Below are 26203 nucleotides of genomic sequence, written 5' to 3' on the forward strand. Positions count from 1 at the left end.
TGTGTTGGTTAAGAATAGAGCTTATTCTTCGTTCTCACGCAGCTCTTCAGCCTTCCACTTGAGCCGGCGCAGAATCTGCGTTCGATTCTGGTGGGCGTTCTCGTAGGCAACACACTCCTGGAGGGTTTCCATATCCGGAATCGTCGCGATCCCTGCCTTGATCAGGCGCGTGTTCGGTGCTTCAAGCCGCTTTTCTGGCGGGAATTCGTCATTTTCGGCGTCGTCTGTTCTCTCCATATCGGTGCCCTCCACCCCTTGAGGGCCACAAAAACGACACTCTATACAGCGTCGCCAGGTCTTCCAACAAAGGGTGGCTGCCGAGCGATGATCCCTTGCTGGAATCCCGGATCAGAAAATCCTCTTCCCATGTGACTTCGAATCACTTTATATCGCTACCAGTGGCCATGAGCCGGTTTCATTCGATACAGCAGCTCATCGTTGACGTATCCCGCCGAAACGCCTGACAGGCGTGTTTGAACGCCTCACTGAATGTGGGGAACGGGTGGACGGTATCGATGATGTCGTCGACGGTGAGGCCGAACTTCACCGCCAGCGTCGCTTCCATGATCATGTCAGCGGCACGGGGGCCAACCATGTGGACGCCGACGATTTCGTCGGTCTCGTGGTGTTTGACGACCTGGACGAGGCCATCCGTGTTCTCGACGGCTTTCGCTCGCGGGACATCCGCCATCTGGACGGTTCGGCACGAACAGGTTCCGTGCTCGTCCATGTACTCCAGTTCGGTCGTCCCGACCGCGGCGACTTCCGGGCTGGTGAACACGACTGCTGGCACCGCGTCGTAATCGATGCTGACGCCCTCGTCCCCGAAGGCGTTCTTGACGGCGTGATTGCCCTCCTTGGCGGCGACCGTCTCCAGTTCGGGTTCGCCGATCACGTCGCCCGCCGCGTAGATGTCGGGATTGGTCGTCTGGAAATGTTCGTCGACACGAATCGCACCATCGGATTCGGTCTCGACGCCGACTGCTTCCAAGCCGATGTCCTCGCTGTTGGGCTGGACGCCGGTCGCGACGAATAACGCCTCTGCGGTGAACGCTCGCTCCTCGCCCTCGATGACAGTCTCCACAGCGACGCCCTTCTGACCAGGGTCAGCACCACTGTCGGTAGCCACATCCTGAACCTGCTGGAAGTCGTTACTGGTCACGACGTCGATTCCTTCCTCGCGGAAGGCTCGTTGCATCTCCCGGCCGAGTTGACCTTCCATATCTGAGAGCACGTGACCGGAGCGCTGGAGAACCGTCACATCGACGCCGACACGGTGGAGGATCTGGCCCCACTCCAGCGCGATGTATCCGCCACCAAGCATCACGATGCTCTCGGGGAGGTCGCGCTCCTCGAGGATGGTCTCGCTCGTGTAGTAGTCAACGCCGCCGAGGCCGTCGATGGATGGCGCCCACGGTGAACTTCCGGTCGCGACGAGCGCCTTCTCCCCAGTGATGCGTACGCCCTCGTCGTCGCAGTCGACGACCTCGATGGTTGTGTCGCCGACCAGCTGGCCGTAGCCCTCGTAGATGTCGGTCTCGAAATGCTCTGCGACGTCGACGTAGTTCTCCTGCCGGAACCGTTCGACGAGTTCGTCGGTGCCGTCGAGTGCGTCGGCCCAGTCGACAGTCGGTTCCTCAGGGTATCGAACGGCGTCGAAGGGGCTCTCCGACTCTGCAGCGCCGCTCTCGGCGACGGCGAGCAGATGCTTGCTCGGGACACAGCCGACGTTCACGCACGTCCCGCCGATGGGAAGGCCGGTGTTCACCATCGCAGTCGAGAGGTCCCGCCGGCTCGCTTCAGTGATCGCGGCGAAGGCTGCGGCGCCACCGCCGAGAATCACGAGATCATAGTCGGACGTCTGGGCCATCTGTGTCTATACTTTACGACGGGAAGTTCTTATACTCCAGAGTCCAAAGCCATAGAGTAGGTTGGAGGCTACGAAGCTATGGCAGATACTACTTCATCAGCGCCCGCGTGCGATGTCGAGGGGACGTGCTACTGTCCGCTCACAGGAGTTATCGACACGTTGAGCCGGAAATACGCGATGCAACTCGTCAGCATCATCGGCGCACACGACTCACTGCGGTTCGCGGAGATCGAGGAGCACCTCCCAACGGCGAGTACCTCGACAATCTCGAAACGCCTCGACGAATTTGAGGAGGCAGGGATCGTCTCACGGACGCAGTATAATGAAATCCCGCCGCGTGTCGAATATGCGTTGACCGACGATGGCGACGAGGTTCGAACGCGACTGGAACCGTTACTCGAGTGGGCGACAGAAAATAGCGGAAATGCGTAAACCAAGCCATTCCAAAAGAGGAACCAATTCTCCACGGACTCCCCTCAAGTCTGGTTAGGCCTCTGGGGATTCGAGTACTGTGAGATTCTGGACTGGGAAGGGATTCCTTTCTCCTGCGAACTCGTCCTCAGGGACGTAATGCCAGAGGTGGCCGTCTACCTGGTAGAGAAACGACTCGCCGCCTTCTGCTTCCACTCGTACTCGCTTCCCGACATTATCGTCTTCTTCCCAGTCGATCACGGTCAACGGCTCGACGGGCCATTCAAAGAATTTGACCGAGTCACCAGACTCCAACTCTTCAAAAGTCTCTATATCCCCCTGCTGTGGCTCTCGCGCGTCGAGAGTCGGATTATGCTCAATAGACATGGTCTCTGGGTACGCCCCTACTCACTTAATACTGTCAGCAGTGGATTCCAGCCGCTAGAACGGAAGCACGCCTGGCGAGTCTTCTCTCCGACTGCTCTTAGCCCATCGCCTCTTGGAACCGCTCACGCAGCGCGTCCTCGCGTTCTTCGAACTGCTCGACTTTCTCCTGCAGGTCGTCGCTGACGCGCTCGATGCTCGCCAGCGCTCGTTCACCGGCCAGCGACGCCTGTGACCCGTCGTCACCGTCCGCCTCTAGCTGCTGCTCGTACGACTGCTCGACGCGCTCAATCGTGCCTTCCGGATTGAACAGGATGTCGTTGGCGATCCGAACGTACTGATCGAGGGATGCCCCCTCTTTCCCCTGGAAGAAGTGGGTGAGAGCGTACGTCGCGCCGGAATGCAGCGTCCACATATCGATCTCGAACGGTGACGCGGCGTTGGCTTCTGCATCGCCGGCGGCACGCTCGGCCAGGTAGTCCGGGAAGCCCAGCAGGGTGTAGAACTCCGTGACGGTAAACGGGAGCTCCGAGAAATCGAGGTCGATGTCCTGGGCGTCCCGGATGAATTCGAAGAGGTCGTCGGCGACGAGCTCGACCTGTGCGAGGAGTTCCTCCCACCAGGTTCGGAAGTTCCGCACGTCGCCGACGTGCTTGATGACTTCCTTATCGGTGAGCGAGCGCATCGTGTTCGAGCAGTAGCCATCCTGGGCGAACCCCTCCACGTAGACGGCGTGCTCGCCGAAGAAGTCGTAGCCCGACGTGACGCCCATCGTGATCGGGTCCGACCGGCCGGGCAGGCGCACCTCGAGGCCGTCGAACATGATGTCCATGTGGACCTCGCCGCCGCCCCGGTAGCGCCGAATCTCGCCGAACATCACCTCGCCCAGCGGGGTCCCGTCGATGGTCTCCTCGCGGAGGACCTCCTCTAGCGGCCCGTAGACGTCGACCGGGTTGATGATCGAGTAGGAGTCAGTCGGGATGTGAAATAGTGACTCCGCCTCGGTGTTCCCATCCGCTTCTGCTTGCAAGCGCGACGGCTCGACGATGGCGTTGAATCGCTCCGTTTCAATCCATTCGTCGTTGTACGGGTTGCGATACGCGACCGCTGTATTGACTGCCTGCGGGAGGTTTCGAATCGCCTCACTGAAGCTGATTGGTTCGGGACCTCCGTGTTGATCGGCGTACCACTCGGGTAGTTCAGTCTCGGTTCGCCCATCGAGGCCTGCGAAGACCGTAGCTTCCTCTGGGTCTTTCATAGCATCCTCCGAAGGCGCGAAGCGTTCTGATCTGCGCCTCCACCCATCGAGGCGCAAAAAACGACGCTACGCCTGTCGACATTCGTGAATTTGGATTCGCTCTGGAAGCCCGACTTTCCCACAGAGCGGACACTCGACGAGTGGTGACGGCGGAAGATTCCGATACGTTGCAAGGGCTCCTCGGAGGTGGGTTATCGTTCCCGCCGACTCGGCGCTTGCGAGGGCACTAGTGAGGTGCCACCGGAGCCGTTCTCTGTTCGTGAGACCGTCTGTATTGGGCGTCGGGATAGACTCGTCTGTCTCTCGCATTTGAATCACGAGGGGGTTACCCCTCATCCCCTCGTAGGGCGAGAGCAACGCCGTCCGGCCCACCTCGCTCTGGTGGCTGTGTGGCGTCGACAATCGTATCCAACCGCTGCGGGGCGACGGCTTCCCAGATGAGATGATGCTTCGAGCAGACCGTCACGAGATTCGAGACTCGATTCGCCTGTTCATGGTCAAACTGCCCGTCCGGGCCGACGAAGAACTTCCGCGGAATCAAATGGTGGACAGAGATGTCCTTTCCGACCTGCTCTTGATGATCCGCTTGAGTCATCTCACACCACGGCGTTTGGCACCGGAAGTCATCACGTTCCAATGCTTGCCGCCGTTGCTCCGGCCAATTTGGCCCGTACGGGATCTCTAAACGTTCTTGATAGGACCGTGGTTGTGAGAAGCCAGCTTCGGTGAGTGCCTCTTCCCACCCGCCAAACCGGTGGTCATACGTCCATCTGTGATACTTCCCAATCCGATCCATCTCCCCGCTTGATGGTGGGCGACCGAGCTGCTCCGCAAGCCGGTCAATCTCGTCCACCAGGTCCTGATCGGTGAGTCGGAATTTCCGATTTGGAGCGTAGCCAGCCTCACGAAGCGCCTCGTTCCAACTCCCGAATTTATTCTGGCAGACGCGCTGGGAGTATTCTCCGTGCTCGCTCATCTCCTTTGCTGTCGGCGGTTTCCCTAATTTGTCTGCGACACGCCGAATATCGTCAAGGATTACGTCTGCGTCCGTTACGATCTGGTCGCGACGATGGACCGCGGTTACGTGGCCACCCAACTCGTTGGAAGTCGCAAATGCCTCGCCACAGTAGTCACAGATGTGGTCGGTCAACGCTACGTCACCTCCCTCCGCGGTTCCCCCGTAATGGGTTATAAACTCTCGACCCTATCCTCAACTCCTGCTTCCAGTTGGGGTTACAACGGAGCGATTCGTCTCGCTAGGGGTACTCTGAATCAGTCATAACTCGGTGATGGGGAGTGAGTTCCCCCGCACCCCTCTCGGGGGAAATAAACACTATCGACCCGAAATCGTACTTGAATCTCAGGGCCATCATATTCTGAGGTGTTTATGAAACTACCATCCACAAACTGGATTCAGTAAAACGCCCTCTATTCTCTTCGAGTTGAGGAAACAGCTGGTTAGAGGCCTACAACCGGTCTATGGTGGCAAAATTCATATGTGCCCGAAAGTTAGCCACAATAATGCCTACTGACGAAGTCCCTCCGGATTTATTGGAGCAAATGGGGACTGTGGCTTCTCTATGTGAGGAAGAAAATATACGTGTGAAAAGCTTGAGCTTCGGGAATTTTGCGTCTGAAGAGCTGATGGAAGAGTATGAATCTCTGAAATCAATCGTGGCTGACCACGAGGCCATTTCCAGAGTCAAAGTTGAGCGAGAATTGGCAAAGCAAATCGAGATTGATGAAACTAGAGAGTGTCGCTACTACCTTTGGGATATCGCTGTTGCACAAAAACGAGGGATTCTGAAAGAGACCTATCCCGAATTCACTGGTGGAAATTCTGGGGACTTAATCGAAGTCTCTCCCGAGGCTGATATGAATAAGAATAGCTTCGAATACAAGAATCACTATCTAATTCTTTGTTCCCGACTTTCCCAGAACTATCGCTTGGTTGGAAAACTGAACCAAGCCCGAGCAGAGGCTGTTAATCTCGCCGTTCCAATCACATATTCAAAAATCGGTCTACCAGACACTACTCGTCAATCGAAACTAGCCGCTCATTGGCGTGGCCCTGAAACTTTACAAGAGCTTCAAGATAGATCTGGGCACGAGTTCTTCATTCAGAAGGGGACTGAGAGCTATGATCACGGATTACAAGACCGAACTGAGTTCTATTTTGAAAAAAGAGATGGTAAGTGGCATCTGCAGATTGAGGAACTGATGCCGCGAACAGGAATCCGGCACTCATTACATACGAGTCTTGCTGATGAAATGTTGAAGTATTATACCCGATATCTACATGCGATTGTAGATGAGGAGTGTGAGCGATGTTTCCACTTAGATGGGGCACTCCGTTCATATGGAACTCTTGATGATTTCATTGACCGTCACGTAAACCGTGAATTGCGGAATCCAAACCCTCTGAAGAGAATGTCGAAGCGCCGGAAATTATTCAAAATAGACTCTCCTGAAGGTGCTTTATCTGACTTTGGAGAGGTTGCAGGCCTCTTCTTTAGGAACAACCCCCATGTACTGCGTTTCTTCGAGGGTGATTCAGAGTGGGCAGAGGAATTAGAGGAAAAAAGAGCGAGTCTGCTTGAATTTGGTCTGTCTACAGACCGAGTCCAAGACCAACTTAAAGTGTAGTACTTTTAGTGGATTCTTCGTTCTATATCTGAGTGTGATCTGGCATGAAGCAATCTCTACTGACTAATCAACCATCTCGTCTGGAGAACTCCTCTAGAACTTTCCTCTCGTAACTCGATTTGAGTAGTCTCTCGAACTGTGGTTGACCAGGTCCAGACTGCGCTCGAGGGAGAGTCGCCGATGCTCCGAGAGGTTCAGCACGACGGCTTGGCCGTCGACGCGGAAGCCGACGTACTCGACTGTGTCTCGGTGGGACTGACCGGGCGATGCGACTGGAACCGATTCCGAACTGGCCATAGGTACATTTCCGTTCATCGTTGCTCGCGGGCGGTTCGGTGACCCCCGCACCCCTCTCAGGGGTTCCACAAACAGGACGGCGTAGCGTTCGGCAACGTATTTGGCAGTTGCAACGTACTGTCCACATAATTGAGGATGGCTGTACTGGACGATCTCTCGGGGTTCGAGTTCGAGGACGTGATGGAGGACGTGTTCCGCAACCTCGGCTACGAGAACGTCCGCCAGGCCGACCGCACGGCTGACGAGGGTCGCGACGTCATTATGGAGGAGGTCGTCGACGGCACGCGGCGCGCGATCATCGTCGAGTGCAAGCACACGGGGACGGTCGGGCGGCCGGTCGTCCAGAAGCTCCACTCCGCCATCGCGACATTCGACTTCGACGGCGCGAAACGCGGAATGGTCGTCACGACCGGCCGGTTTACGAACCCTGCTCAGGAGTACGCAAACCGCCTCCAGCAGAACGACGACCCACACCCGATCGAGCTGCTCGATGGCGAGGACCTCCGGGAGATCGCCGACGAGATCGGCCTCGACCTCTACAACGGTCGCATCGAGATTCTCTGCGACGAGACGCTCCGCCCGTACGATCCGGCCGCCGACGTCGACGCGCCAGTCACGGAGGCGTTCCGCGACATCGAGAACATCGAGGCCGCCGACCTCCCAGACCCACACTCATCGGTGACGTTCCGCCCGGTGGTCGCGGTCACCGCGGACACGAACGCTGTCTTCGAGACGTCGGTGGGCGTCGTCCACCGGATCAACGACCGGACCCGATTCGTCGCCCACGCCGAACGCGGGCAGCCGCAGGTCGTCGAGGAGGACGTCGGGACGCTGGTCACCGAGAATCTCTACGCGACGGTCGACCTCGATGCCGAGCAGTTCGGAGAGGTGTTCGACGACGTCGAGGAGCGCCGGTTCGGACAGACCCAAACGGAGTACAAGGAGTGGGCCGTCGAGCGCCTCCAGCAACACCACACGACGACGGTCACCTACACCGGCGACAACAACGTCACGTACGACAAGACCTGCGAGCCGAACCGCTCGGACATCTCCGTCCAATCGATCGAACCAGTGTACCTCCCCGAGGTTCGGCACACGACCGACCTCCAGGAGTACACCTACCCCTACGAGTACTACGCGGCAGGCCCGTCACGAGTAACAGCCGAGGACGGCATCCACCGCTGCGTCCACTGTGACACGAGCGGCGGCGACGAGACGTACACCTACTGTTCGAACTGCGGGGCAATCGCCTGCTCCAGCCACATCAAAACGGAGCGGCTGGAAGGCGAGCCGGTCTGTACGGGCTGTGCGGTGACGGAACGGTTCGCGCTGAAGACGAAGTACTTCTACGACGAGGAGAACCTCGAAGCGTTCCGTGAGGAGTACGCCGCGATGCCGCTTCACGAGAAGGCGATGGAGAACAAGTGGCTGGCCGGGGGAAGCGTTGTCGCGACGCTGCTGGTCGTCGTCGGACTACTCGTCATCGGCGGCATCATCTGAGCGGGCTAAGCGTTCACGCCGGCTCAGCGACTATCTCTTCGAGCGCCTGCTCAAGCGGGCCGTGGAACTGCCAGCTGGCCCGCTCGAAGGCTTTCTCGGTCGGACCATCCCAGCGCGGGAAGGCGGAGTGACCACTCACCTTGACGGTCCACTCGAACGGCTCCTCGAACGGGTTCCGGGTCGGGAGCTCGACGACGTAGAGATACTCCTCGTCGCCGTGAATGCCGTCGGCTGGGTTCTCGACGCCGTGTCCGAGCAGGAACATCGGCTGGTCGAGGTGCTCCATATTGTCCGGCTCGAGGAGATCCGAGGGGTGGTCAGCGTGGATGCTCCGATCACGCCCTTCGTCCACGTAGAGGGTCATCGTCGATAGCGTGTCGAGGAAGAGGAACTGGGCAGCGGCGTACGCAGGCCCGCGCTCTGTTCGTGTCTCGTCGAGCAGCTCCTTCATCTGGACAAGGTCACGGAGGACGCTGTCGGGATAGCCATCCGAGTGACGGTAGATCTGTGCGATGCGGTCGGTTTCGGACTGTTCGTCTGCGGGCTCGCTCCGTTGGATGAATCGGAGTTGACTTCGTGTCGACATCGATCACCGCCGACGCGTGTGCGCCGGCACCCATCGCCGGCGCAGAAACAACTTCTCCTGAATCGAGTGGAGTCGCTGGAGTCTCGCCGAATGGCTGTCACTGGACAACTTAAACCCGGTTAAAAATGAATTCTGAGATTCGCAAGACAGCGGTCGGGCGGGGTCCTTGCTCGGAAACTGATGCTGTTCCAGCCCAAAGGTATGCGTATGTCATCGGAGTCTGAGAGGGGCTCACCACTCCCCGATCCAGATGAGATTGCCAGTCGGGCCGAACGGCAGCTTAGTCTGTACGAGGAGGCCGCCGAGAATCCAGACCGGGTGGTACCAGCGATGTTCATCGAGGACTGCGCCCGGTGTGAAACACTCGCCGATAAACGGCGTCGTGAGGGCTTCTATAAACACTTCTATCGGACACTCCCTGACCGAGAGACGGCGAAGCTGTCCAGCGACGATCTCCCCGAGGAGATTCAGTCTGCTGCGCCCGTCCATCGTGCAATCGATGATACGACTCTCGAGGACGAGAGCGCCGACGTGGCCTCCGTTTCGGAGCTGTGGGAGCAGATCGGTACTGGTGAGCACCCGGGCAAGCTGTGTCAAGCTCCACTGGTCCACTATATCGACCGTGAGGACTGCTATATCCACGCAGAACCAACGCGGGTCGGCTTCAGCTATGGTCTCCCCGTGTTCGTGTACAAACGCCGGCAATCGGACAACCACTACGGAGTCTTCTTCTCCAGTGAGAAGGCGTATCTGTGGCTCTGTGGGTGGATTCTGCACGCCAACGGATTCTTCGACCCGAAAGAGTTCATCCCATCACTCTACTTCTTGAAGGCCTCGGACCCATCCACAGTTGCTCCTGAGCTGGTGTCCAAAACAGAAGATCTCGTGTTTCGTAACGGATTTCCCGGCGTAGACGCGCCCGAAATCACAGACCTGCCGGACGGGGTCAATCTGTACCAATTCCCGTACAGCAAGGACACGTATGCGGATCAGTTTGCTCGATGGCGCCGTCTCTACTTCGACGAGCGAACCCCTCGTGGATGCGGGTCCTGCGACGTGTGTCAGGCGTAAATTTACCGCCTTAACGCGTGCTCTACGCCAGATGCGACACCTCTGATGGTTCCTCGACGTCGTCGAACTCGCCGCGCTCGACAGGTTCCCAGTCCTCCCCCGGCTCTGGACTCCACCAGTCGACCTTGTAGGCGCCCGGTGCGCCGAAGATTTTCACGCGGGCCGACCCATCAGGCAGGTCGCGCCGCAGTTTCTCGTCGACGTGGAGGTTCCAGGTCGTGGTTGAATCGAAGCAGGCGAGCACGGCCTCCTCGTAGCCGCGCGTCTCTCGGGATTCCTGGAGTTCGACCTGGGTGTTGCAGTTCTTGCAGAACACCCCCTCGAACGGGATGTGGGTGAAGACCTCCTGCCCGCAGACGGGACACCAGAGGAACTCGAACAGTGCCTCGCTGTGTCGGTCAAGTACTTCGAGACTCATTGGTTGACTCACCCGGTCGTACCGGGCCAACACCTCGTGCCCGGCCGAAAAACAGCGCCCACCGCTCACTCACTCACCGTTCGGCACCGTAGACGATGCGTGAGGGGGCTTCGTACCCACAGTCGGGGCAGTCGTACCATCGCTGGATTTTCGCCCCGTCTGCTGCCTTCTCGCCGACGCGAACGTCGTTGTTCGGACACTCCGGGCAGCTGAGGTCCGGTGCCGGCCGCTCCCGGAGTTCGTCACGGAACGACGTCGCGTCCTTCGTCTCGTACCCCCGCGACCACACCGGGTAGCCGTCGACGAGGATTGCTCCGCGCCACTTGTACCGGTAGGAATCCGGGGCTCGATGCAGGACGGCTCGCGCACCGGTCTCGGTGTTCCGATACGCAAGCGTCGGCGAGCGGCTCTCGCGTCGCCAGTTGGTGATGCGAGGCATTAGTTAGAAGTGGACGTCAGCGGGTACGATCCAGAGCTCTTCACTCTCCTCGAGGAGTCGGTCCAGTTGTCCACGGTGGCGAATGCCGGTTCCGTGTTCGGTGTACAGGAAGATCGTCGGGCCGTCGTACGCACCGACCTGGTGGAAGGCGTGTCGGGCGAGGTCCTCGTCGCGCATGATTTCCTCGTCGGAGAGCTCGTTGATGGCCTCCTTCGCCCGGTCGAGATTACGCTCGAATTCCTCCTTCGTCGCCTCCCAGCCACGCTCGAGCAGGTCTTCGCCGTCATCGGAGTCGACGGGGGCTGCAGTCGGCAGCTCACCCCATCGCGCCGTCCCCGCAACGGACGTGTCCTCCTCGTCGAAGGTCACATAGTAATCGAAGACGGCGCCGGCGTGTGGGTCCGCGCCGACCAGGCGGTCGAACACCGTCTTTCCGGTGGCCAGTGCGTCGTCGTGGGTCGATTCTTCTACCAGAGCGTAAATCACCATGTGCATCTCGAACACCTCGAAACGCCGACGCACCGGGGGTCGTTGCTCGCTCCTGCTGCGCCGGCACCCATCGCCGGCGCAATAACAAACACGATGGCTCTGTTGAGAACCCATAACTGTTGATTGGTGTCTGGGACTGTGTGAATGGCCGAACGCAGTATGGGTGGCTTGAGTGTAATTGGTAGCGTGATTAGTTGGTTTAGAATGGTACTATAGCGGCCAATCGTCTTTGGAATAAACCGAGAACCTCAACCAAATCTGGCACCTCTTCAACACAGAAACTGCTGTTTCAGATTCCAGATGGTTCCGAATAGGGAATCAGGTATCCGAAAGCAGCCATCTCTCCGTGATTTCACTCGGAATGAGTTACGATTCCGTCAATAGCTGTCGAAGTACGTAATGTAAGATGCCGCCGTGCTCAATATATCGCACTCCGGCGGGCGTCCCGACTTGGGCTGTCACTGGGAATTCAACCGATGACCCGTCTGGCCGCTCGGCAGTCACGGTCAACTCAGCCATCGGCGTCAGCCCGTCGTCCAACCCGTAGATCGTGTAGACCTCCGAGCCGTCTAAACCAAGCGCCTCCCAGGAGTCCCCGTCCTGGAACTGTAACGGCAGCACGCCCATCCCAACGAGATTGTCCCGATAAATTCGCTCGTAGCTCTCAGCGATGGTCGCACGCACACCGAGGAGGTCGGTCCCCTTCGCCGCCCAGTCACGACTCGATCCGGTCCCGAACTCCTCGCCAGCCATCACGACGAGGGGTGTTCCCTCGTCGCGGTAGCGCTGGCTGGCCTCGAAAACGGTCGTCTGCTCATCCGTTGGGTGATGGATAGTGTAGCCGCCTTCGACGTCGTCGAGCATCTGATTCTCGATGCGGACGTTGGCGAACGTGCCCCGCATCATCACCTCGTGGTTCCCTCGACGAGCACCGTACGTGTTGAACTCGTGGGGCTCAACGCCGTGATCCATGAGCCACTGGCCGGCCGGCTGATTCGTACTAAACGGTCCAGCAGGACTGATGTGGTCGGTCGTAACCGTGTCACCCAGCGTTAGCAGACACCGTGCATCCTCGACGTTGGAGACACCAGGTTTCTCCAGCGGGAAGTCCTTGAAGAACGGCGGTTCCCGAATATACGTGGAGTCCTCGTCCCACTCGTAGACCTCGCCCGTCGGCGCATCCAGTGCGTCCCACCGCTCGTCACCCTCGAACACTTCGGCGTACTTCTCCTCAAACATCGACGGGTCAACGAAGTCGTGAACCGCTTCGTGAATCTCGTCACTACCCGGCCAGAGGTCTGCGAGATAGACCGGGTTACCGTTCTCGTCGTACCCAAGGGGGTCGTGTTCCATGTCGATGTCCATCCGCCCGGCGAGCCCGTAGGCGACCACGAGCGGCGGACTGGCAAGGTAGTTCGCACGCACCTTCGGATGAATGCGCGCCTCGAAGTTCCGGTTCCCGGAAAGGACGCTCGTCGTCCAGAGGTCGTGCTCGTCGATGGCTGCCTCGATGGGTTCTGGGAGCGGCCCTGCGTTCCCGATACAGGTCGTACAGCCGTAGCCCACGACGTTGTAGCCGAGTTTCTCAAGATACGGAAGCAGTCCCGACGCTTCGAGATACTGGGTTACGACGCGGCTGCCAGGTGCGAGGCTCGTCTTGACGTAGTCCGGGACGTCGAGGCCCCGCTCGACAGCATTTTTCGCCAGGAGCCCGGCTGCCAGCATCACGGAGGGATTCGATGTGTTCGTACAGCTGGTGATCGCGCTAACGACGACGCTCCCGTGCCCGATCTCGACGTCGGTCCCATCAACCGTTACTGTCGCACGCTCCGTGAGCGGTCCCAGGTCCGGTTTCTCAGTCTGGGCCTCTTGCTGAACGCCGCCGTTTGTTCGTTCGACGTCGGTTGGTTCACCGGTCAACTCGGTCTGGGTGTTGCCGCCCTCTGCGATCCAGCGGTCGATGGCCTCCTGGTCCACGTCGCCGAGGTCCTCCTCGAACTCGCCGTGAAGCAACTCCCGGAAATGGCTCCGCATGTCGCCCATCTCGACACGTGACTGCGGCTTCTTCGGCCCGGCAAGACTCGGTGTCACCGTCGAGAGATCCAGTTCGACAGTCTCGGTGTATTCGGGATTCTGCTCGCCGAACAGCCCTTGGGCATCGAGGTACTCTCGCACGAGTTCGATGTGGTCCTCGTCGCGCCCCGTCAGTTTGAGGTAATCGAGGGTGGCCTCGTCGACGGGGAACATGCTGATGGTCGAACCTTGCTCGGGCGCCATATTCGCGATCGTTGCCCGGTCAGGGACGGTCAGCGTCTCCACGGCTGGCCCGTAGAACTCGACGAACCGGTCGACGACACCGACGTCACGGAGCAGTTCGGTGACGTGCAGTACGAGGTCGGTCGCTGTCGCGCCCTCAGGGAGTTCGCCGGTGAGTCGAACGCCGACGACTTCGGGGACGTTCATCGTGATGGGCTGGCCGAGCATCGCGGCCTCGGCTTCGATGCCGCCGACGCCCCAGCCGACGACGCCGATGCCCCCGACCATCGGGGTGTGGCTGTCTGTCCCGACGAGCGTGTCCGGGAACAGCCAGTTCTCACCGTCATGCTCGCGCTCGTGGACGACCCGTCCGAGGTGCTCTAGGTTCACCTGGTGAACGATACCCGTCCCGGGTGGCACGACACTGAAGTCATCAAAGGCGTTTTGTGCCCACTTCAGTGCGCGGTACCGTTCCCCGTTGCGTTCGTATTCGAGTTCGACGTTCTTCTCGTAGGCCTCCTCGTTGCCGAAATAGTCCACTTGGACGCTGTGGTCGATGACCAGGTCGATGGGGACCTCCGGTTCGACGAGACTCGGGTCTCGATCCTGGCGGTCGACGGCCGACCGTAGAGCGGCCAGGTCAACGACGGCCGGGACGCCGGTGAGGTCTTGCAGGATGACCCGGGACGGTTGGAACGGGATGTCGGCGTCGGGCACGTCCGGTTGCCAGCCAGCGAGGTCACGGATGTCTTCCTCGGTGATGTCCTCCCCGTCGGCATTTCGGAGCACGGATTCGAGGAGGACACGGATGCTGACCGGTAGGTTGTCGAGGTCACAGAGGCCTTGCTCTTCGAGGACGGTGAGGTCGGCCATCTTGTAGGCCGTTCCATCGGCTTCGAACTCGCGGATCGCATTGAAGGGGTTCATTATTGTGGAAGATTTCAAACGGAGTAACCGTTATTCTTGTCCCCGCTCTCGGGAGACGGGATTCGAGCAGTTCGACTTATACGTTGGACCCGCCCGAAGGGGTTCAAAGAGCTCGTTGCTCTCACGGTCGACGCGTGATACAGTTCTGGGGTGACACTGTCTTCTTCGGTAACGTTCATGCACTCGTTTCTTGGCCAGTCTCACCGCCCATGCGTTCAGGCGCGATTCGCGACAGCCGCATCGCGTTGCCGGTGACGCCGAGGCTCATCCCCATATCTCCGACGACGACAGCGACGGCGACACTGACGAGCCCAATCGGCACGCCGACGGCAAGCAGCGCCTTCACGCCGAGACTCGCCCAAATGTTCTGCCGGATCACGCCGTTGGCCGTATGCGACAGGTCGTACAGGTACGGGAGTTTCCCGACGTCGTCGCCCATCAACGCAATATCGGCTGTCTCGAGAGCGGTGTCGGTACCGGCCGCGCCCATCGCAATGCCGACCTCCGCGGTGGCGAGCGCGGGCGCGTCGTTGATGCCGTCACCGACCATCGCGACCTCCCCGTACTCCGCCTGTAACTCCTCGACAGCGTCGACCTTCTCGTCGGGCAGGAGTTCTGCGCGATACTCATCGACACCGACCTGCTCGGCGATGGCGCGGGCGGTGCCCTCGTTGTCGCCGGTCAGCATCACGACGCGCTCGACGCCCAGCTCGTGCAGGCGTTCGACGGCCCGCTTCGAGGCCGGGCGCACCTCGTCGGCGATGGCGATCGCACCCAGCAGTTCCGACTCCGTCCCGACGATAACGACCGTCTTGCCCTCCTGCTCCAGCGCGGTGAGTGCATTCTCGGCGAACGCCCCGTCGTCGGACTCGGCTGCCTCTTCCGCCATGACGCCGCCGTCCGTCTCACGGCGTGCCCGTGAGAGATCGAAGCCCAGCTCCTCGAAGAGCGCGGGCTTGCCCGCATAGTACGTCTCGCCGTCGATCTCGCCGCGGATGCCCTTCCCGGTGAGGCTCTCGAAACCCGTCGGGTCGGGCAGGTTGCCCACGCCCGCCTCCTCAGCACGGGCGAGAATAGCTGCTGCGATGGGGTGTTCGCTCCGCCGCTCCAGTCCGGCGGCGCGACGGAGCAGATCGTCAGCCGTGGTGTCACCGACCGGAACGACGTCGGTGACGGCGAGTTCGCCCTTGGTGAGCGTCCCGGTCTTGTCGACGGCGACTGCGTCGACCCCACCCATCGCTTCCAGATAGTTGCCGCCCTTGATCAGGACGCCGTTCTTCGCGGCGCTGGTGATGCCCGACACCACCGAGACGGGTGTGGAGATGACGAACGCACACGGGCAGGCGATCACCAGCAGGGTGAGCCCCCGGATGAACCACGTCTGCCAGTCGCTCGCGAAGGTGAACCCGTATCCGGCTAGGTCCACCGACACCGGATCAGCGATAACCAGCGGCGGGATAGCGGCGGTCAGGATTGCCAGCACGACGACGAGGGGTGTGTAGTAGCCGGAGAAGCGGTCGACGAACTGCTCGGACTCGGTTTTCTTCGCCTGTGCGCCCTGTACCATCTCGATGATGCGCGAGAGCGTCGAATCGCCAGCGGTCGAGGTGACCTCTACCTCGAGGTACCCCTCTTCGTTGATCGCGCCGGCGTAGACCTCGTCGCCGGCGGTCTTGTCGACGGGGACGCTCTCGCCCGTGATCGGCGACTGGTCGACTGCACTCTCGCCGTCGATGACCGTCCCGTCGAGCGGAATCTTGTCGCCGGGGCGGACGACGACGGTCTCGCCAACGTCGACCTCCTCGGCGGGAACGGTCACTTCCTCACCATCCCGAAGGACGGTCGCCTCGTCGGGCGAGAGTTCCATCAGCTCGCGCAGGGAGTCCCGTGCCCTGTCCATCGCGTAGTCCTCGAGCAGTTCGGCGATGCTGAACAGGACGGCCAGCGTGGCGGCCTCGACGAAGTAGCCGATACCGGTCGCCGCGATGATCGCCGTCCCCATCAGGAGGTCGATGTCCAGGCTTCGGTTCTTCGCGGAGTAGTATCCGCTACGGACGACCGGGATGCCACTGGCCGCGACGGCGCCGAGGAACAGGACATCCGCGATGTGGAGCGGGTACTCGAGGACGCTTGCCACCGTAATGTTCTGCCCGGTGAGGAGGAACTCGAAGAGGAGGCCGAGCGTGACGAACGCCGCACCGAGCCACGTCTTCTTCGCGCGAGGACTCGTCCAGACCTCCGATGGGGGCGCGATGTCGACGCCATCGGTCGCCTGGTTGTCCTCATCATCGCTCTCGGCGTCCGAGCCCCCGACGACCTCGTAGCCGGCGCCTTCAATCGCCTTGACTACGTCGGCTTCGCTGGTCCGATCAGGGTCGTACGTGACGTTGGCCGTGCCGGTGGTCGGCTGGAGCGTGGCGTCAGTAATGCCGTCGACACGCTGGAGGCTCTTGTCCACCTTTTGGGCGCAAGAGGGACAGTCCATTTCGGGGACGGCGAGGCGGGCGGTCAGCTCACGTCGCTGTCCGCCGCCGCTCGTTCCCCCGGCTGCGTCCGGATTCTCTGTCATCACGTCACGGTAGGAGCGGGAGTTCGATATGTCTTTGTTGGAATATTCCAATCGAGGGCGTCAGTGCGATGCCAGCCGTTCTTCCGCTACCTGTTCGCCGGCAACATGTTGCTTCGCCAAATGTTCTTCCGCCCGACGGAGTCGGTAGGTGAGTGTTGACCGTGGCACGTCGAGATGCTCGGCGAGCTCGCCGACGTCGACCTCGCGGGGTGACTCGTAGTAGCCGTGTTCGACCGCGGCCTGGAGTGCGGCCTCCTGGGCTGGCGGGAGGCCGCTCGGTTTCCCGTCGCGTCCCCCAGCTCCTGTCGTCGTGTCCGCTGTGCGGAGCATCTCCATCTGGGCGCATTCCCCGACGGCAACCCCGAGGGAATCGAAGAACGCCGCCACATCGCCCTCGCCGGCGTGAATGAGCCGCCACGTGTAGTGGCGCCCCTCGTGACGGGTCTCGAATAAGACGCCGTCGCCGAGGTGATCGCGAGCGATGTGGGGAACTGAGGCGCAGGTCGGAGTGCGCTCCCAGTCGGAGTAAAGGATGAGCGTGTCGTCCGTGCGGTCGAGGACACGGGTAGTCTGGGTTGCGCCGCAGTCCTCGGTGGCGAGACAGTCGGCGTAGTAGTCGCTGTTGCGAAACGCGTCCTCGATGGCGTCGAGTGCGTCCGGAGTGCCGGTGGCATGGTCGACTCGCCAGAGCTGGTCGGCAGTGGCGTGCAGCGAGAGTGAACGAACGCGAGCGTCGGAGTGGTCTGCGAGGGCGTCCGCCACCCGGTTGCAGCCGGGCTCGTATTCGAGAGCGAAGACGAGTTCGCGCATACCCCGACTAAGGCCTGCTACGACATAACCCATGGCCTGCAGCGTTGTCGACTAGTGGACCTCAGATTACGTCGTCAGGGTCGTGGACTTCCTGCATTCGCTGTGCTTCGGCCGCGTATTGCTCTTGGAGGTCGGGGTCATCGACTATGCCAAGATTGCCGGGTTCAGCATCGACTGCTGCTGTCGTGTCTCGGACGTCGGTGAAGGACGTGAGTGCGCGTTCCTTCCGATAGTACTGTTCTCCATCGGGTGTTGCGTAGGTGAGGATGATCAGGTTCTGCTCGTCATCGGAGTACGTCCGTTCGACAAGCCAAACACGAACGTCATCTTCAGACTGATTTGCCATACTTAGGCGTCCCCCGATATCCACTAAGGGATTGGTGTTACGGCTTGCTGAGACTCGCCGTCTCGAAGGGTGACTCTCCGGTCGGAATGAGCAGCTCCTGTCGGTCGCCGACTCGCTCGGCCAGCTTCCGTTTCAGGTACTGCCTCGCCGTCGACGGCGTGAAGACGCCCTTGTCGAGCATATCGCCGACGACGTCTTTGAGGGCCGCGGACTGTCCCTGCAGGTGGCCGTCACCGACCGGCTCGCCGTCGTACCAGCGCACCGTCGCGAGCGCGCCGTTCCCGACCGTCTCTCCCTGTTCGACTGTCTCCGAGTCGTACTGGAGCCCAAACCACAGCGTCCGATAGGCGGTCACCTCGAACGTCGTCGAGACCACGAAGAACGCCTCGTGGTGGAGGTAGTCGAGATGGTCAGCGACGATCTCGTCGAGGCTGAGCTCTGTGGCGCGGGGCTTCGGCTCGACGACCGTCGACGGTCGATCCTCGCCGGCGAGGTAGCCGTCGACCGCTTCTGCCTCGAGGCCATCGGCCAGTTCCGCCAGCAGCTGTTTCGCCCACTTGGAGTCGGTGTCGTCGCCACCGAACGGCGATTCAGCCGAAATTCGGCGCTTGAGCTTGAGGTTTGCTGCACCCCAATGGCTGTAGTGGAGCGTGTACTGTCCGTCTGTGCGTTCGTACGCAACGAGTGCGCGGTGTCCCATCGAGCAATCACCTCACGGGGCGACCGCGACTGGATCGCCCCGCACCCCTCTCGGGGGACGAACAACGCTACTCGTCGATCGGGTCGGGGGAACTGAGGTCCGCGTGGAGGACTTCGCCATCGCGAACGACGTACCGCTTGGCCAGGACTGGGAAGCGGCATTTGGTGAATCCCGCCGTCTGGATATCGAACTCTTCGTCGGCTTCGAGGTGGTCGGCGAGTTCTCGCAGGAATTCGTGGGTCACGATCCCGCCTTCGTAGTCCGGCAGGCTGTTCTCCCGCGCCTCGTACACCTCGAAGTCGTCGTACCCCCAGATGGTGAGCTCTCCGTCTTCGGTCACCTCCCAGTTGAGCGTCCCGAAGCAGTAGTTCTCACAGAGCTCGCGGACTGTCCGGGGATCCGATACGATCGCGCCAGTCGACGTGGTCGCAGCTTGCAGTGTCGCCATGTCTGGACTTCACGGGGTCGCCCCCGCACCCCTGTCGGGGGCGATAAACCAACGTGAAAGGTGCCTCCCTGGGCGTGGCCGGCGACTCCAGTTAGGAATCTGCGTGGGCGTCCGCCCCGGCACCGTCGCCCGGCCGCGTGAGAAGGCTCACCTCCTCCAGGAGGTCTCTCGCGGTCTCGACTCGCTCTCGATCCGCGTCGTCCAATCGGTCGACGTCGAGTCGGTTGAGATTGCTGAGTACACGATGCATCCGGTAGCCCTGTTTGAACTCTTGCTCCATCGGAAGCGCCTCACCGCTCGCCGGCGCGGAAAGACCCACCATCGAGACTGGCGTCGGACTTGCAGGAGATCCCGGTCTTAACCAACGAATCTCGACGGCACTCGCAGGCTGTTGGTTAATCGATGCCCAGCATTGGCCTTACTCGAGATTGGGGCCGTAGCGAGCCGAGCCACACTCCCGGCACTCCCAGATTGGTTGCCCCGTCCACGCCTCATCCGGGACCGACTCGTGGGTCTTGAACCGATGGTCGGTCGCCCGTCCACAGGTTTGACAGTCGAGTTCCTGCGTCGTCGGTACCGACGACTCCTGCCGATCAGCCCCAGCTTCGCCAGCGGATTCGGTCAGCGCCATCGCTGGAACCAGCCACACCGCATCGTCGGCGTCGTCGAGGACCGCGTCGAGACGCGACGCGGCGCGGATGCCGTCCCCACGCTGGTCGTAGAGGCGCGTCGGGGCCTGTTCCGGACGCTCCGACGCTTCCTGCCCGTGCCACCCAGCCCGGTCACGGGCGGCACTGAGAAGCCGCTCTCCCTCCGCTGACGACACCTGTACGGCGTCGGGAAGTGAGGGCCATTGCTCGGCCAGCTGGCGCGCCGGCGCCTCGTCGAGATCGTAGATGAGCGTGTAGTCGTCGACGGCCGGCTCCGCCTCGTTAGCGGAGAGGAGGTTCGCCGCGGCGCCGCCCTTCGCGACGGCGCCGTAGAACGTGGTCGACTCGACGACCAGGTGGACGATGCCGAGGAACGTCGTCGACGCGGCCTCGTCCGTGCGAGTGGCGTCACTTCCGAGATGGTTAGTGAGACAGAACCGGCATTTCGTCTGGCCGTCTGGGACTGACGCCCCACACGACTTGCACTCGCCGTCGGCGGCCGTCGGCGCATCAGGGTAGCCACCAGCGCTCGTCGCGACGCGTTGCCGCCGGGGGGCACCCTCACACCCGTCGTCCAGCCTCGTGTCCGGAATGTGGGACGCCTCGCCGGTCGGCCGCAGTTCCTCAAAGTCGGAGTAACGACCGTTCATAGATACCACCCTGTCGAAACCGATCCCCGCAGCTGAGGGAACGAATGTGTTCGCTTGCCTACGCTACCGCCGTTGCCGGTGGAGGGCAGCATCCCCCACCTGACTATATTAATACATTTAAGCATAGATCGAGTTGTGAGTTGTATGGAGGTCCGTCGAACTGTCCCGGTCAAACTCGACGTGACCGACGAGCAGGCGGACCTGCTCCACGAGACGATTGATGAGTTCCTGTGGGCGGCCAATTACGTCGTGGGCTCCGCGTGGGACGGCGAGTGGGCAGAAACCCGTTCGTCCGTCCTGCATGAGATGACCTACGACGAGGTTCGCGAGCAGACGCGACTCCACAGCAACCACGTCCAATCGGCTCGCAACCGTGCTGTTGACGCGCTCAAGAGCGTCGTCGCCGAGTGGAAGAACGGCGAGTACGCTTCGATTCCGACATTCTCCTCGCCGTTCTGCGAATACAACCAGCGCAACGCCACGTTCCACGACGACCACGCCGTGTTGTCTACCGTCGATGGGCGTGTCACCGCCGAGTACGTCTTGCCCGACAAGACTCGTGACACGCCCCACTCGAAGTACCTGCGTTCTGAACGATGGGAGACGACAGGCGCGACACTCCACTATCGCCGTGGTGACTTCTACCTCCACGTCCGAACAAAGGCGGACGTAGACGATCCCAAACCGGCCGAGAACGGAACGGTTCTCGGTGTGGACCTCGGGATCGAGAACATCGCCGTCACCTCGACTGGGGCGTTCTGGTCTGCCGACGAACTCAACCACTGGCGAACAGAGTACGTCCAGCGCCGCAAGTCGCTGCAGGAGTGTGGTTCGCGGTGGGCCCACGAGAACGTCCAAGCGGTCGGACGCAAGGAGACGGGGCGCTTCGAGCAGTATCTTCACCGTATCGCGAACGACATCATCGCTGAAGCGAGCGAGTGTGGTTGTACGGTTATCGCCTTCGAGGACCTGACGGATATCCGCGATCGGATGCCCGACACCCGCAAGTTCCACGAGTGGGCATTCAATCGTCTGTACGACTACGTCTCGTACAAGGCCGAGGGACGCGGGATTCAGGTTGAGCAGGTAAACCCGAAGAACACGTCCCGACGGTGTTCGTCGTGTGGGTTCACCCACGAGGACAACCGCCCGTCGCAGGACACCTTCCGCTGTCAGTCCTGTGGATACGAGAACCACGCGGACTACAACGCAGCGAAGAACATCGGCTATCGACTCCTTCGCAACCAAACTGGCGGCGAAGGAGGCGCACCCGTAGGCGTGCGCTTGAACATCGGGATGCTGAACGCGAACGGGGTCAAACCCGTACCAGATTCGGTTAGAGCGGGAGTCCATGGTGAAAGTCCACCTCTTTAGGTGGGCTAGCTTACAGAGTAGTCTACAGAGAACTTCGCTCGTCTTCGTGTTTAAATCGTAGCGTGGATAGACCGATGTGCAGTACAGACGGAGAGACCGTGATCAGCCTCAGGCGACCTGCTCCTCCAACGTATCCCGGTGCGCCCGAACAGTCGCCTTCGAGGCGTTCGCTACGTCCGCGGCCTCGGATTGCGTCAACCATCGGCCCTCTTCGCGACCGGCCTTGTAGAGGCAGGCCGCGGCGAACCCGGCCGGATGAACGCCCGTCGTGACGCCGCGCTCCTCGGCCTGCTCCGCCAGGGTTCGGGCCCGCTGTCGGATTTCGTCCGGACACTCGAGGTCCGAGGCGAGGCGCGGCACGAACATGCTGGGGGAGACGGGCTCGGCAGGGAGCCCCAGCTCTTCGTTCAGCGTTTTGTACGCGTTCGTGACTCGTGACTCCGCGACGCGGGCCATCTCGCTGACGTCGTCCACCAACCGCGAAAGACCGTTACACCGACAGGCCCCGTAGACGCTGGCCGCGGCGATGGCCTCGATGGATCTGCCACGAAGCAGATCCTCGTTCTGGGCGCTCCGGAAGAGCTGACACGCCTGGTCGCGGACCGAATCGGAGAGCTCGAGCGCACTCGCCAACCGGCGCACCTCGCCCAGCCCGTGGGCGAGATTCCGTTCTGCTTTCGACCGCCAGCGACCCCGGGTCTGCTCACGGCGCATCCGCGCGAGTCGCCGTCGCTTCTGCCCAGAGATCTCGTTCCCCTTCGCGTCGGTGCCGCGACCGATCTCCGTCGACAGGCCGCGATCATGGCGGGCTGCAGTGAGTGGGGCGCCCGTTCGCTCACGCTCCTCGTCGTCGTACGTACGCCACTCCGGCCCGTGATCGATGCGCTGTTCGTCGATGACCAGGCCACAGTCCTCGCAGACCGTTTCGACCGCGTTCGTGGTGACTCGGCCGTCGCACTCGGGACACTGGTTCGCACTCGATTCCGTTCGGACGTCTTCGTCGAATCCGCTCTCGTAGATGTCTCTAGTTGCCATCGTTCTCACCGTGTTCAGGGAACTCGCCAGTACAGCGAGCCCCTCACCCATTCAGGGGTAAATAAACGCTATCGAGTACGGAATTCGGTCCTGGGGGTTGTGGCACTGAATACAGTGTTTGCTCCTAAACCGGCGTAGGTAACGTACTCCAAGCGGAATTATCTACGCGTTCTTATTCCCGGAGATGCGACGGCTCATACAGCCCTAGCCGAAGCGACGGATAGGCTGTATACTCTACACCGACAGCATCCAACTCCTCGATCAGGATTTCGGCCTCGCGCTCATCCCACGCAGGCGCCACCGCGTCCAGCACCCCCCGCTCAACGACCAGAACAACGTCATCAGCCGGTGGGTAATGCGAGTCCCGATCCGCTACGGTCTCATCCTCGCCGCACTCCCACTCATGGATACTCGCGTCCGGGAGGTTCACAACTACGGACAACTCGGTGTCCGCCTCGTCGACCTCATCCTCGTCGACGCTGTCCCGATCGAACACGATATCGCCGTACACGAACCGGGAATCCTCATCGTCATCGTCGAGGTCATCCTCGTCCTCAGGGGCCTCCTGGTTCTCAGTCTTCTCCTCACTGTCAGATTCGGTGGGTTTCTCTGCCGGCTCCGCAGGCTCAAACCCGTCACCGTCGGTCGGCTGCTCCGGCTCAACGGGCGGATCCTCCGGGATCTCCTCCGGAACCTCTGGGTCTTCCTTGCTGCCCTCGTCGTTATCGTGGGGACTGACATCGTCACCATCCTCCGCGTCCTCGTCAGGTGTCTCACCATCTACAGGCGGCGAACCATTCCCCGACGCAGCACCGGCGGCAGCTGCCGCAGCACCCGCCACTCCGCCCGTGATACCGGTCTGCACCGTCTCGTCCTCGTCACCGTCCGTTTCCTCCTCTGGCTGTTCCTCGGGCTGTTCCTCGCCTCCACCGCCCGAACTGGACGGCGGACTGCCAACACGGTTACCCATGAATACGAACATTGGATTGGCTTCCGAAATGGTCTAATCTGGTCTGTGCACTGCTGATGGCGGCGTACGCCCGCACCGCCCAGAAACGATACAGCTCACGACTGAACCGGCCTGACTCCGTCTGGCTGTTCTTCCGCCAGTGATCGACCCCGGTAGCAGCCACCACTTCAGGCGGGCATCGTCGGAGATGATCGGGGGACAGCTTCCCGATTAACAAGACCCCGTCAGGACCGATGACCTCGATCAACCGGTGAACGTCCTCGAGAACCATATTGATGCTGTTGTACTGCGTCACATCGAACGCACAGTACGACAAGCCGAGATCCTCGAACGTACGCCGGCACCGTTCAAAATGCCAGTGCTTCCACCCCTTCGCGATCGGGATCACCTGCGTCGGCAGGTCATCACGGGCCTCGATTCGGTTGAACACCTCACGAGTCCCGTCCATACAACGGTCGATCTCTTCCAACTGCTCAGCATCCGTCATCGTGTCCTCGTACACCCACCGGTCACTCGGGATGTAGTACGCTGGCTGTAACTTCTCAACCCGCTCCATCTCATCGTCCGGCGTCCGCCCGACCAGGTACTTGTCAGCCTCTACGTTCGCCAGGACCAGCTCCTGGTGAGGCCCCAGTAATGCGTCGAGCTCGTCGGGCCGCTTCTCCAGCCACACCGCGTTCGTGAACGTGGTCAGCAGGTACGGTGCGGCATCGTGGCTCGAGAACAACCGCCGGTGTCGACTGTTGCGGGGTGAGAACTTGGGGATCGGTCCGTGAGGGAATCTCTCTTCCGACATGCGCTGTTGTGGTGGTGCTGTTGTGCTTCCGGGGCACCTAACCAATACTTTCTCGCACGGCAACTTAATGCTACCGACTAATAGGGTCCGGAAGTGGGGTAGTGTGTGAATATTATTCTTCAAACGGACTCTGTCGGAGAGACAACAAAACCGAGGCCGTGGAACTACGAAGCATTTTTTGTGAACACTCCGAGAGTGGTGACTGATGACTGACCGCATTCATTTCATCCCGGTCGGGTTTGACTTTCACCGGCTTATCTACCCAATCTCAAAAGGCGACCTACCTGCGGACCGCGTTGTCCTGATAGACACGGATACTGATGACGTTGACAGCCGGGCTGGAGACCTTGCCGGGAATATGGTGCAACGACTGGAGGAATCGTTCGAACTCATCGACGTCGACGTCGACCACGAGCAAATCGAGTACGAGCAGCTGTACAGTTACGAAAACCTGTACCCACGCGCCTACGATTACCTCTGGACGGAGCTGCAGAAGGGAAACGAAGTGTACGTGAACATTTCTTCGATGCCGCGGACAGTGGCGTTCGCGTTCGCCACTGCGGCCGACTCGATCATTGCCGAAAAAGACCCAAAATACCGCGACCAGGTTCATACGTACTACGCCGCACCGGATGAATACCTGGTCTTGGACATGATCGAGGCGATCGACAATCAGATCGAGTTCTTGGAGAAACTGGAGGACATTCGGATGCCGGAACGTCTCCACGAGCTCAAGGAGATCCGCGAAAAGATCGACCGTGTGGGCGTAACAGAGGGTGTTCGTGAGATCGAAGACGGCGACATGTACGTTGAGTTCCCAGCATCACCTGGGCGCGAGCTGCAGGATTTTGAAGAATCTATCTTGGAATTCCTGTACCGAGAAGGGGCGATGGAGTCCACATCACAGCTTGCAGAGCAGCTGGCGGCCGACCTCGGTGAGGAGTACAATGACTCGTTTCGCAGCCGCGTTCAGTACAATGCGTCAAATCTCGATGAGCGCGGGTACTTAGATCGCGACGAAAAGGGAAATCGGCACGAAACGTCCCTTTCAACGATGGGGATGATGTGGGTCAAAACCCATAGGGACTGACCGACACTTTCTGGAAGGTTTCACCGGAGCACTCGCGCGTCCACACCCCTCTGGGGGCCGATAAACTTCCTCGGGTCGCACACGCGCTCCCTCGGCTTGTAGGATAACTGTTGGACCGGTGCGTGAGGTCGTGGCTGCGCGCGCAGCGAAGCGAGCACGGAGCGGAGGGTGGGGCGGCGGGGTCAGGGTCGGTCCGGCACACACCAAAAAAGA

26 protein-coding genes are annotated in these 26203 nt (G+C 60.7%); 6 read left to right on the forward strand and 20 right to left on the reverse strand.

What is annotated here, in order from left to right; all coding sequences use genetic code 11:
- Window positions 1-21: 21 nt before the first annotated feature.
- Complete coding sequence (locus DJ69_RS02760; protein WP_049908453.1) at window positions 22-237, reverse strand: hypothetical protein; 216 nt, start codon at window positions 235-237, stop codon at window positions 22-24.
- Window positions 238-415: 178 nt separating this feature from the next.
- Window positions 416-1870: a mercury(II) reductase gene (gene merA / locus DJ69_RS02765; RefSeq protein WP_008364327.1), complete on the reverse strand. Its 1455-nt coding sequence runs from the start codon at window positions 1868-1870 to the stop codon at window positions 416-418.
- Between the two features lie 78 nt (window positions 1871-1948).
- On the opposite strand from merA, the gene DJ69_RS02770 reads away from it, so the two are divergent.
- Entirely contained in the window at window positions 1949-2302 is a 354-nt protein-coding gene (locus tag DJ69_RS02770) for a winged helix-turn-helix transcriptional regulator (RefSeq protein WP_082226606.1), read from the forward strand.
- A 54-nt stretch (window positions 2303-2356) separates the two neighbouring features.
- Here the strand turns inward: DJ69_RS02770 and DJ69_RS02775 are convergent, their stop codons facing one another.
- The 3 genes from DJ69_RS02775 to DJ69_RS18185 form a co-directional block, all read right to left on the reverse strand.
- On the reverse strand, window positions 2357-2668 hold the full coding sequence (locus DJ69_RS02775; protein ID WP_049908452.1) for a hypothetical protein: 312 nt from the start codon (window positions 2666-2668) through the stop codon (window positions 2357-2359).
- Between the two features lie 97 nt (window positions 2669-2765).
- Window positions 2766-3923 carry a hypothetical protein gene (locus DJ69_RS02780; RefSeq protein WP_049908451.1) on the reverse strand — a complete coding sequence of 386 codons (1158 nt, stop codon included), beginning with the start codon at window positions 3921-3923 and terminating at the stop codon, window positions 2766-2768.
- Between the two features lie 325 nt (window positions 3924-4248).
- Window positions 4249-5073, reverse strand: a complete 825-nt coding sequence (locus DJ69_RS18185; protein WP_160162934.1) for a homing endonuclease associated repeat-containing protein — start codon at window positions 5071-5073, stop codon at window positions 4249-4251.
- 371 nt (window positions 5074-5444) lie between these two features.
- Between DJ69_RS18185 and DJ69_RS17730 the strand changes: the two genes are divergently transcribed.
- A complete protein-coding gene (locus DJ69_RS17730) occupies window positions 5445-6569 on the forward strand; it encodes a hypothetical protein (protein WP_144050372.1) in 1125 nt (374 codons plus the stop codon).
- A 432-nt stretch (window positions 6570-7001) separates the two neighbouring features.
- Window positions 7002-8366, forward strand: coding sequence for a restriction endonuclease (locus tag DJ69_RS02805; RefSeq protein WP_008364322.1), 1365 nt, complete (start codon window positions 7002-7004; stop codon window positions 8364-8366).
- Window positions 8367-8379: 13 nt separating this feature from the next.
- Here DJ69_RS02805 and DJ69_RS02810 read toward each other — a convergent pair whose 3' ends face one another.
- The gene (locus DJ69_RS02810; RefSeq protein WP_049908450.1) at window positions 8380-8952 is read right to left on the reverse strand and encodes a hypothetical protein; all 573 of its coding nucleotides are present in this window, start codon (window positions 8950-8952) and stop codon (window positions 8380-8382) included.
- A 207-nt stretch (window positions 8953-9159) separates the two neighbouring features.
- Between DJ69_RS02810 and DJ69_RS02815 the strand changes: the two genes are divergently transcribed.
- Complete coding sequence (locus DJ69_RS02815) at window positions 9160-10023, forward strand: hypothetical protein (RefSeq protein ID WP_239638541.1); 864 nt, start codon at window positions 9160-9162, stop codon at window positions 10021-10023.
- 22 nt (window positions 10024-10045) lie between these two features.
- Here the strand turns inward: DJ69_RS02815 and DJ69_RS02820 are convergent, their stop codons facing one another.
- The 11 genes from DJ69_RS02820 to DJ69_RS02870 all read right to left on the reverse strand — a co-directional run bounded on the left by DJ69_RS02820 (window position 10046) and on the right by DJ69_RS02870 (window position 20725).
- The gene (locus DJ69_RS02820; RefSeq protein WP_008364319.1) at window positions 10046-10441 is read right to left on the reverse strand and encodes a DUF7567 family protein; all 396 of its coding nucleotides are present in this window, start codon (window positions 10439-10441) and stop codon (window positions 10046-10048) included.
- Between the two features lie 73 nt (window positions 10442-10514).
- Complete coding sequence (locus DJ69_RS02825) at window positions 10515-10880, reverse strand: DUF7568 family protein (RefSeq protein ID WP_008526065.1); 366 nt, start codon at window positions 10878-10880, stop codon at window positions 10515-10517.
- Between the two features lie 3 nt (window positions 10881-10883).
- Window positions 10884-11375, reverse strand: coding sequence for a hypothetical protein (locus DJ69_RS02830; RefSeq protein WP_008364318.1), 492 nt, complete (start codon window positions 11373-11375; stop codon window positions 10884-10886).
- 360 nt (window positions 11376-11735) lie between these two features.
- Window positions 11736-14552, reverse strand: a complete 2817-nt coding sequence (locus DJ69_RS02835) for an aconitate hydratase (RefSeq protein WP_099254196.1) — start codon at window positions 14550-14552, stop codon at window positions 11736-11738.
- Between the two features lie 175 nt (window positions 14553-14727).
- Window positions 14728-17121: a heavy metal translocating P-type ATPase gene (locus tag DJ69_RS02840; protein WP_180271702.1), complete on the reverse strand. Its 2394-nt coding sequence runs from the start codon at window positions 17119-17121 to the stop codon at window positions 14728-14730.
- A gap of 60 nt (window positions 17122-17181) precedes the next feature.
- Complete coding sequence (locus DJ69_RS02845) at window positions 17182-17931, reverse strand: helix-turn-helix domain-containing protein (RefSeq protein WP_008364314.1); 750 nt, start codon at window positions 17929-17931, stop codon at window positions 17182-17184.
- 61 nt (window positions 17932-17992) lie between these two features.
- Window positions 17993-18277: a hypothetical protein gene (locus DJ69_RS02850; RefSeq protein WP_082226590.1), complete on the reverse strand. Its 285-nt coding sequence runs from the start codon at window positions 18275-18277 to the stop codon at window positions 17993-17995.
- A 37-nt stretch (window positions 18278-18314) separates the two neighbouring features.
- Complete coding sequence (locus DJ69_RS02855; RefSeq protein WP_099254197.1) at window positions 18315-18977, reverse strand: DUF6735 family protein; 663 nt, start codon at window positions 18975-18977, stop codon at window positions 18315-18317.
- Between the two features lie 67 nt (window positions 18978-19044).
- Window positions 19045-19425 carry a hypothetical protein gene (locus DJ69_RS02860; protein WP_099254198.1) on the reverse strand — a complete coding sequence of 127 codons (381 nt, stop codon included), beginning with the start codon at window positions 19423-19425 and terminating at the stop codon, window positions 19045-19047.
- A gap of 91 nt (window positions 19426-19516) precedes the next feature.
- Window positions 19517-19705, reverse strand: a complete 189-nt coding sequence (locus DJ69_RS02865; RefSeq protein ID WP_099254199.1) for a hypothetical protein — start codon at window positions 19703-19705, stop codon at window positions 19517-19519.
- 138 nt (window positions 19706-19843) lie between these two features.
- Complete coding sequence (locus DJ69_RS02870) at window positions 19844-20725, reverse strand: biosurfactant protein 1 (protein ID WP_099254200.1); 882 nt, start codon at window positions 20723-20725, stop codon at window positions 19844-19846.
- A gap of 144 nt (window positions 20726-20869) precedes the next feature.
- Here DJ69_RS02870 and DJ69_RS02875 point away from each other — a divergent pair, with 144 nt between their 5' ends.
- On the forward strand, window positions 20870-22099 hold the full coding sequence (locus DJ69_RS02875) for an RNA-guided endonuclease InsQ/TnpB family protein (RefSeq protein WP_099254201.1): 1230 nt from the start codon (window positions 20870-20872) through the stop codon (window positions 22097-22099).
- Window positions 22100-22207: 108 nt separating this feature from the next.
- On the opposite strand, the gene DJ69_RS02880 is transcribed toward DJ69_RS02875, so the two are convergent.
- From DJ69_RS02880 to DJ69_RS02890, 3 genes are all read right to left on the reverse strand, one after another.
- The gene (locus DJ69_RS02880) at window positions 22208-23134 is read right to left on the reverse strand and encodes a transcription initiation factor IIB (protein ID WP_099254218.1); all 927 of its coding nucleotides are present in this window, start codon (window positions 23132-23134) and stop codon (window positions 22208-22210) included.
- A 172-nt stretch (window positions 23135-23306) separates the two neighbouring features.
- Window positions 23307-24104: a hypothetical protein gene (locus tag DJ69_RS02885; RefSeq protein WP_144050373.1), complete on the reverse strand. Its 798-nt coding sequence runs from the start codon at window positions 24102-24104 to the stop codon at window positions 23307-23309.
- Window positions 24097-24831, reverse strand: a complete 735-nt coding sequence (locus DJ69_RS02890) for a hypothetical protein (protein ID WP_099254203.1) — start codon at window positions 24829-24831, stop codon at window positions 24097-24099. Before DJ69_RS02890 ends, DJ69_RS02885 begins: the two co-directional genes overlap by 8 nt.
- Window positions 24832-25105: 274 nt before the next feature.
- Between DJ69_RS02890 and DJ69_RS02895 the strand changes: the two genes are divergently transcribed.
- Entirely contained in the window at window positions 25106-25990 is an 885-nt protein-coding gene (locus DJ69_RS02895) for an HFX_2341 family transcriptional regulator domain-containing protein (RefSeq protein ID WP_099254204.1), read from the forward strand.
- Window positions 25991-26203: the final 213 nt, after the last annotated feature.

It is taken from the genome of Halorubrum persicum (genome assembly GCF_002727125.1).
In the GTDB taxonomy this organism is placed as follows: Archaea; Halobacteriota; Halobacteria; order Halobacteriales; family Haloferacaceae; genus Halorubrum; species Halorubrum persicum.

Excerpts from the sequence above, each read along its gene's own strand:
- DJ69_RS02845 (WP_008364314.1), bottom strand. The coding sequence starts at position 17,931 with ATGCGCGAACTCGTCTTCGCTCTCGAATACGAGCCCGGCTGCAACCGG.
- merA (WP_008364327.1), bottom strand. The coding sequence starts at position 1,870 with ATGGCCCAGACGTCCGACTATGATCTCGTGATTCTCGGCGGTGGCGCC.
- DJ69_RS02850 (WP_082226590.1), bottom strand. The coding sequence starts at position 18,277 with ATGGCAAATCAGTCTGAAGATGACGTTCGTGTTTGGCTTGTCGAACGG.
- DJ69_RS02820 (WP_008364319.1), bottom strand. The coding sequence starts at position 10,441 with ATGAGTCTCGAAGTACTTGACCGACACAGCGAGGCACTGTTCGAGTTC.
- DJ69_RS02805 (WP_008364322.1), top strand. The coding sequence starts at position 7,002 with ATGGCTGTACTGGACGATCTCTCGGGGTTCGAGTTCGAGGACGTGATG.
- DJ69_RS02770 (WP_082226606.1), top strand. The coding sequence starts at position 1,949 with ATGGCAGATACTACTTCATCAGCGCCCGCGTGCGATGTCGAGGGGACG.
- DJ69_RS02810 (WP_049908450.1), bottom strand. The coding sequence starts at position 8,952 with ATGTCGACACGAAGTCAACTCCGATTCATCCAACGGAGCGAGCCCGCA.
- DJ69_RS02860 (WP_099254198.1), bottom strand. The coding sequence starts at position 19,425 with ATGGCGACACTGCAAGCTGCGACCACGTCGACTGGCGCGATCGTATCG.
- DJ69_RS02880 (WP_099254218.1), bottom strand. The coding sequence starts at position 23,134 with ATGGCAACTAGAGACATCTACGAGAGCGGATTCGACGAAGACGTCCGA.
- DJ69_RS02885 (WP_144050373.1), bottom strand. The coding sequence starts at position 24,104 with ATGGGTAACCGTGTTGGCAGTCCGCCGTCCAGTTCGGGCGGTGGAGGC.
- DJ69_RS17730 (WP_144050372.1), top strand. The coding sequence starts at position 5,445 with ATGCCTACTGACGAAGTCCCTCCGGATTTATTGGAGCAAATGGGGACT.
- DJ69_RS02830 (WP_008364318.1), bottom strand. The coding sequence starts at position 11,375 with ATGCACATGGTGATTTACGCTCTGGTAGAAGAATCGACCCACGACGAC.
- DJ69_RS02815 (WP_239638541.1), top strand. The coding sequence starts at position 9,160 with ATGTCATCGGAGTCTGAGAGGGGCTCACCACTCCCCGATCCAGATGAG.
- DJ69_RS02775 (WP_049908452.1), bottom strand. The coding sequence starts at position 2,668 with ATGTCTATTGAGCATAATCCGACTCTCGACGCGCGAGAGCCACAGCAG.
- DJ69_RS02895 (WP_099254204.1), top strand. The coding sequence starts at position 25,106 with ATGACTGACCGCATTCATTTCATCCCGGTCGGGTTTGACTTTCACCGG.
- DJ69_RS02780 (WP_049908451.1), bottom strand. The coding sequence starts at position 3,923 with ATGAAAGACCCAGAGGAAGCTACGGTCTTCGCAGGCCTCGATGGGCGA.
- DJ69_RS02825 (WP_008526065.1), bottom strand. The coding sequence starts at position 10,880 with ATGCCTCGCATCACCAACTGGCGACGCGAGAGCCGCTCGCCGACGCTT.
- DJ69_RS02875 (WP_099254201.1), top strand. The coding sequence starts at position 20,870 with ATGGAGGTCCGTCGAACTGTCCCGGTCAAACTCGACGTGACCGACGAG.
- DJ69_RS02840 (WP_180271702.1), bottom strand. The coding sequence starts at position 17,121 with ATGACAGAGAATCCGGACGCAGCCGGGGGAACGAGCGGCGGCGGACAG.
- DJ69_RS02835 (WP_099254196.1), bottom strand. The coding sequence starts at position 14,552 with ATGAACCCCTTCAATGCGATCCGCGAGTTCGAAGCCGATGGAACGGCC.
- DJ69_RS02865 (WP_099254199.1), bottom strand. The coding sequence starts at position 19,705 with ATGGAGCAAGAGTTCAAACAGGGCTACCGGATGCATCGTGTACTCAGC.
- DJ69_RS02760 (WP_049908453.1), bottom strand. The coding sequence starts at position 237 with ATGGAGAGAACAGACGACGCCGAAAATGACGAATTCCCGCCAGAAAAG.
- DJ69_RS02870 (WP_099254200.1), bottom strand. The coding sequence starts at position 20,725 with ATGAACGGTCGTTACTCCGACTTTGAGGAACTGCGGCCGACCGGCGAG.
- DJ69_RS02855 (WP_099254197.1), bottom strand. The coding sequence starts at position 18,977 with ATGGGACACCGCGCACTCGTTGCGTACGAACGCACAGACGGACAGTAC.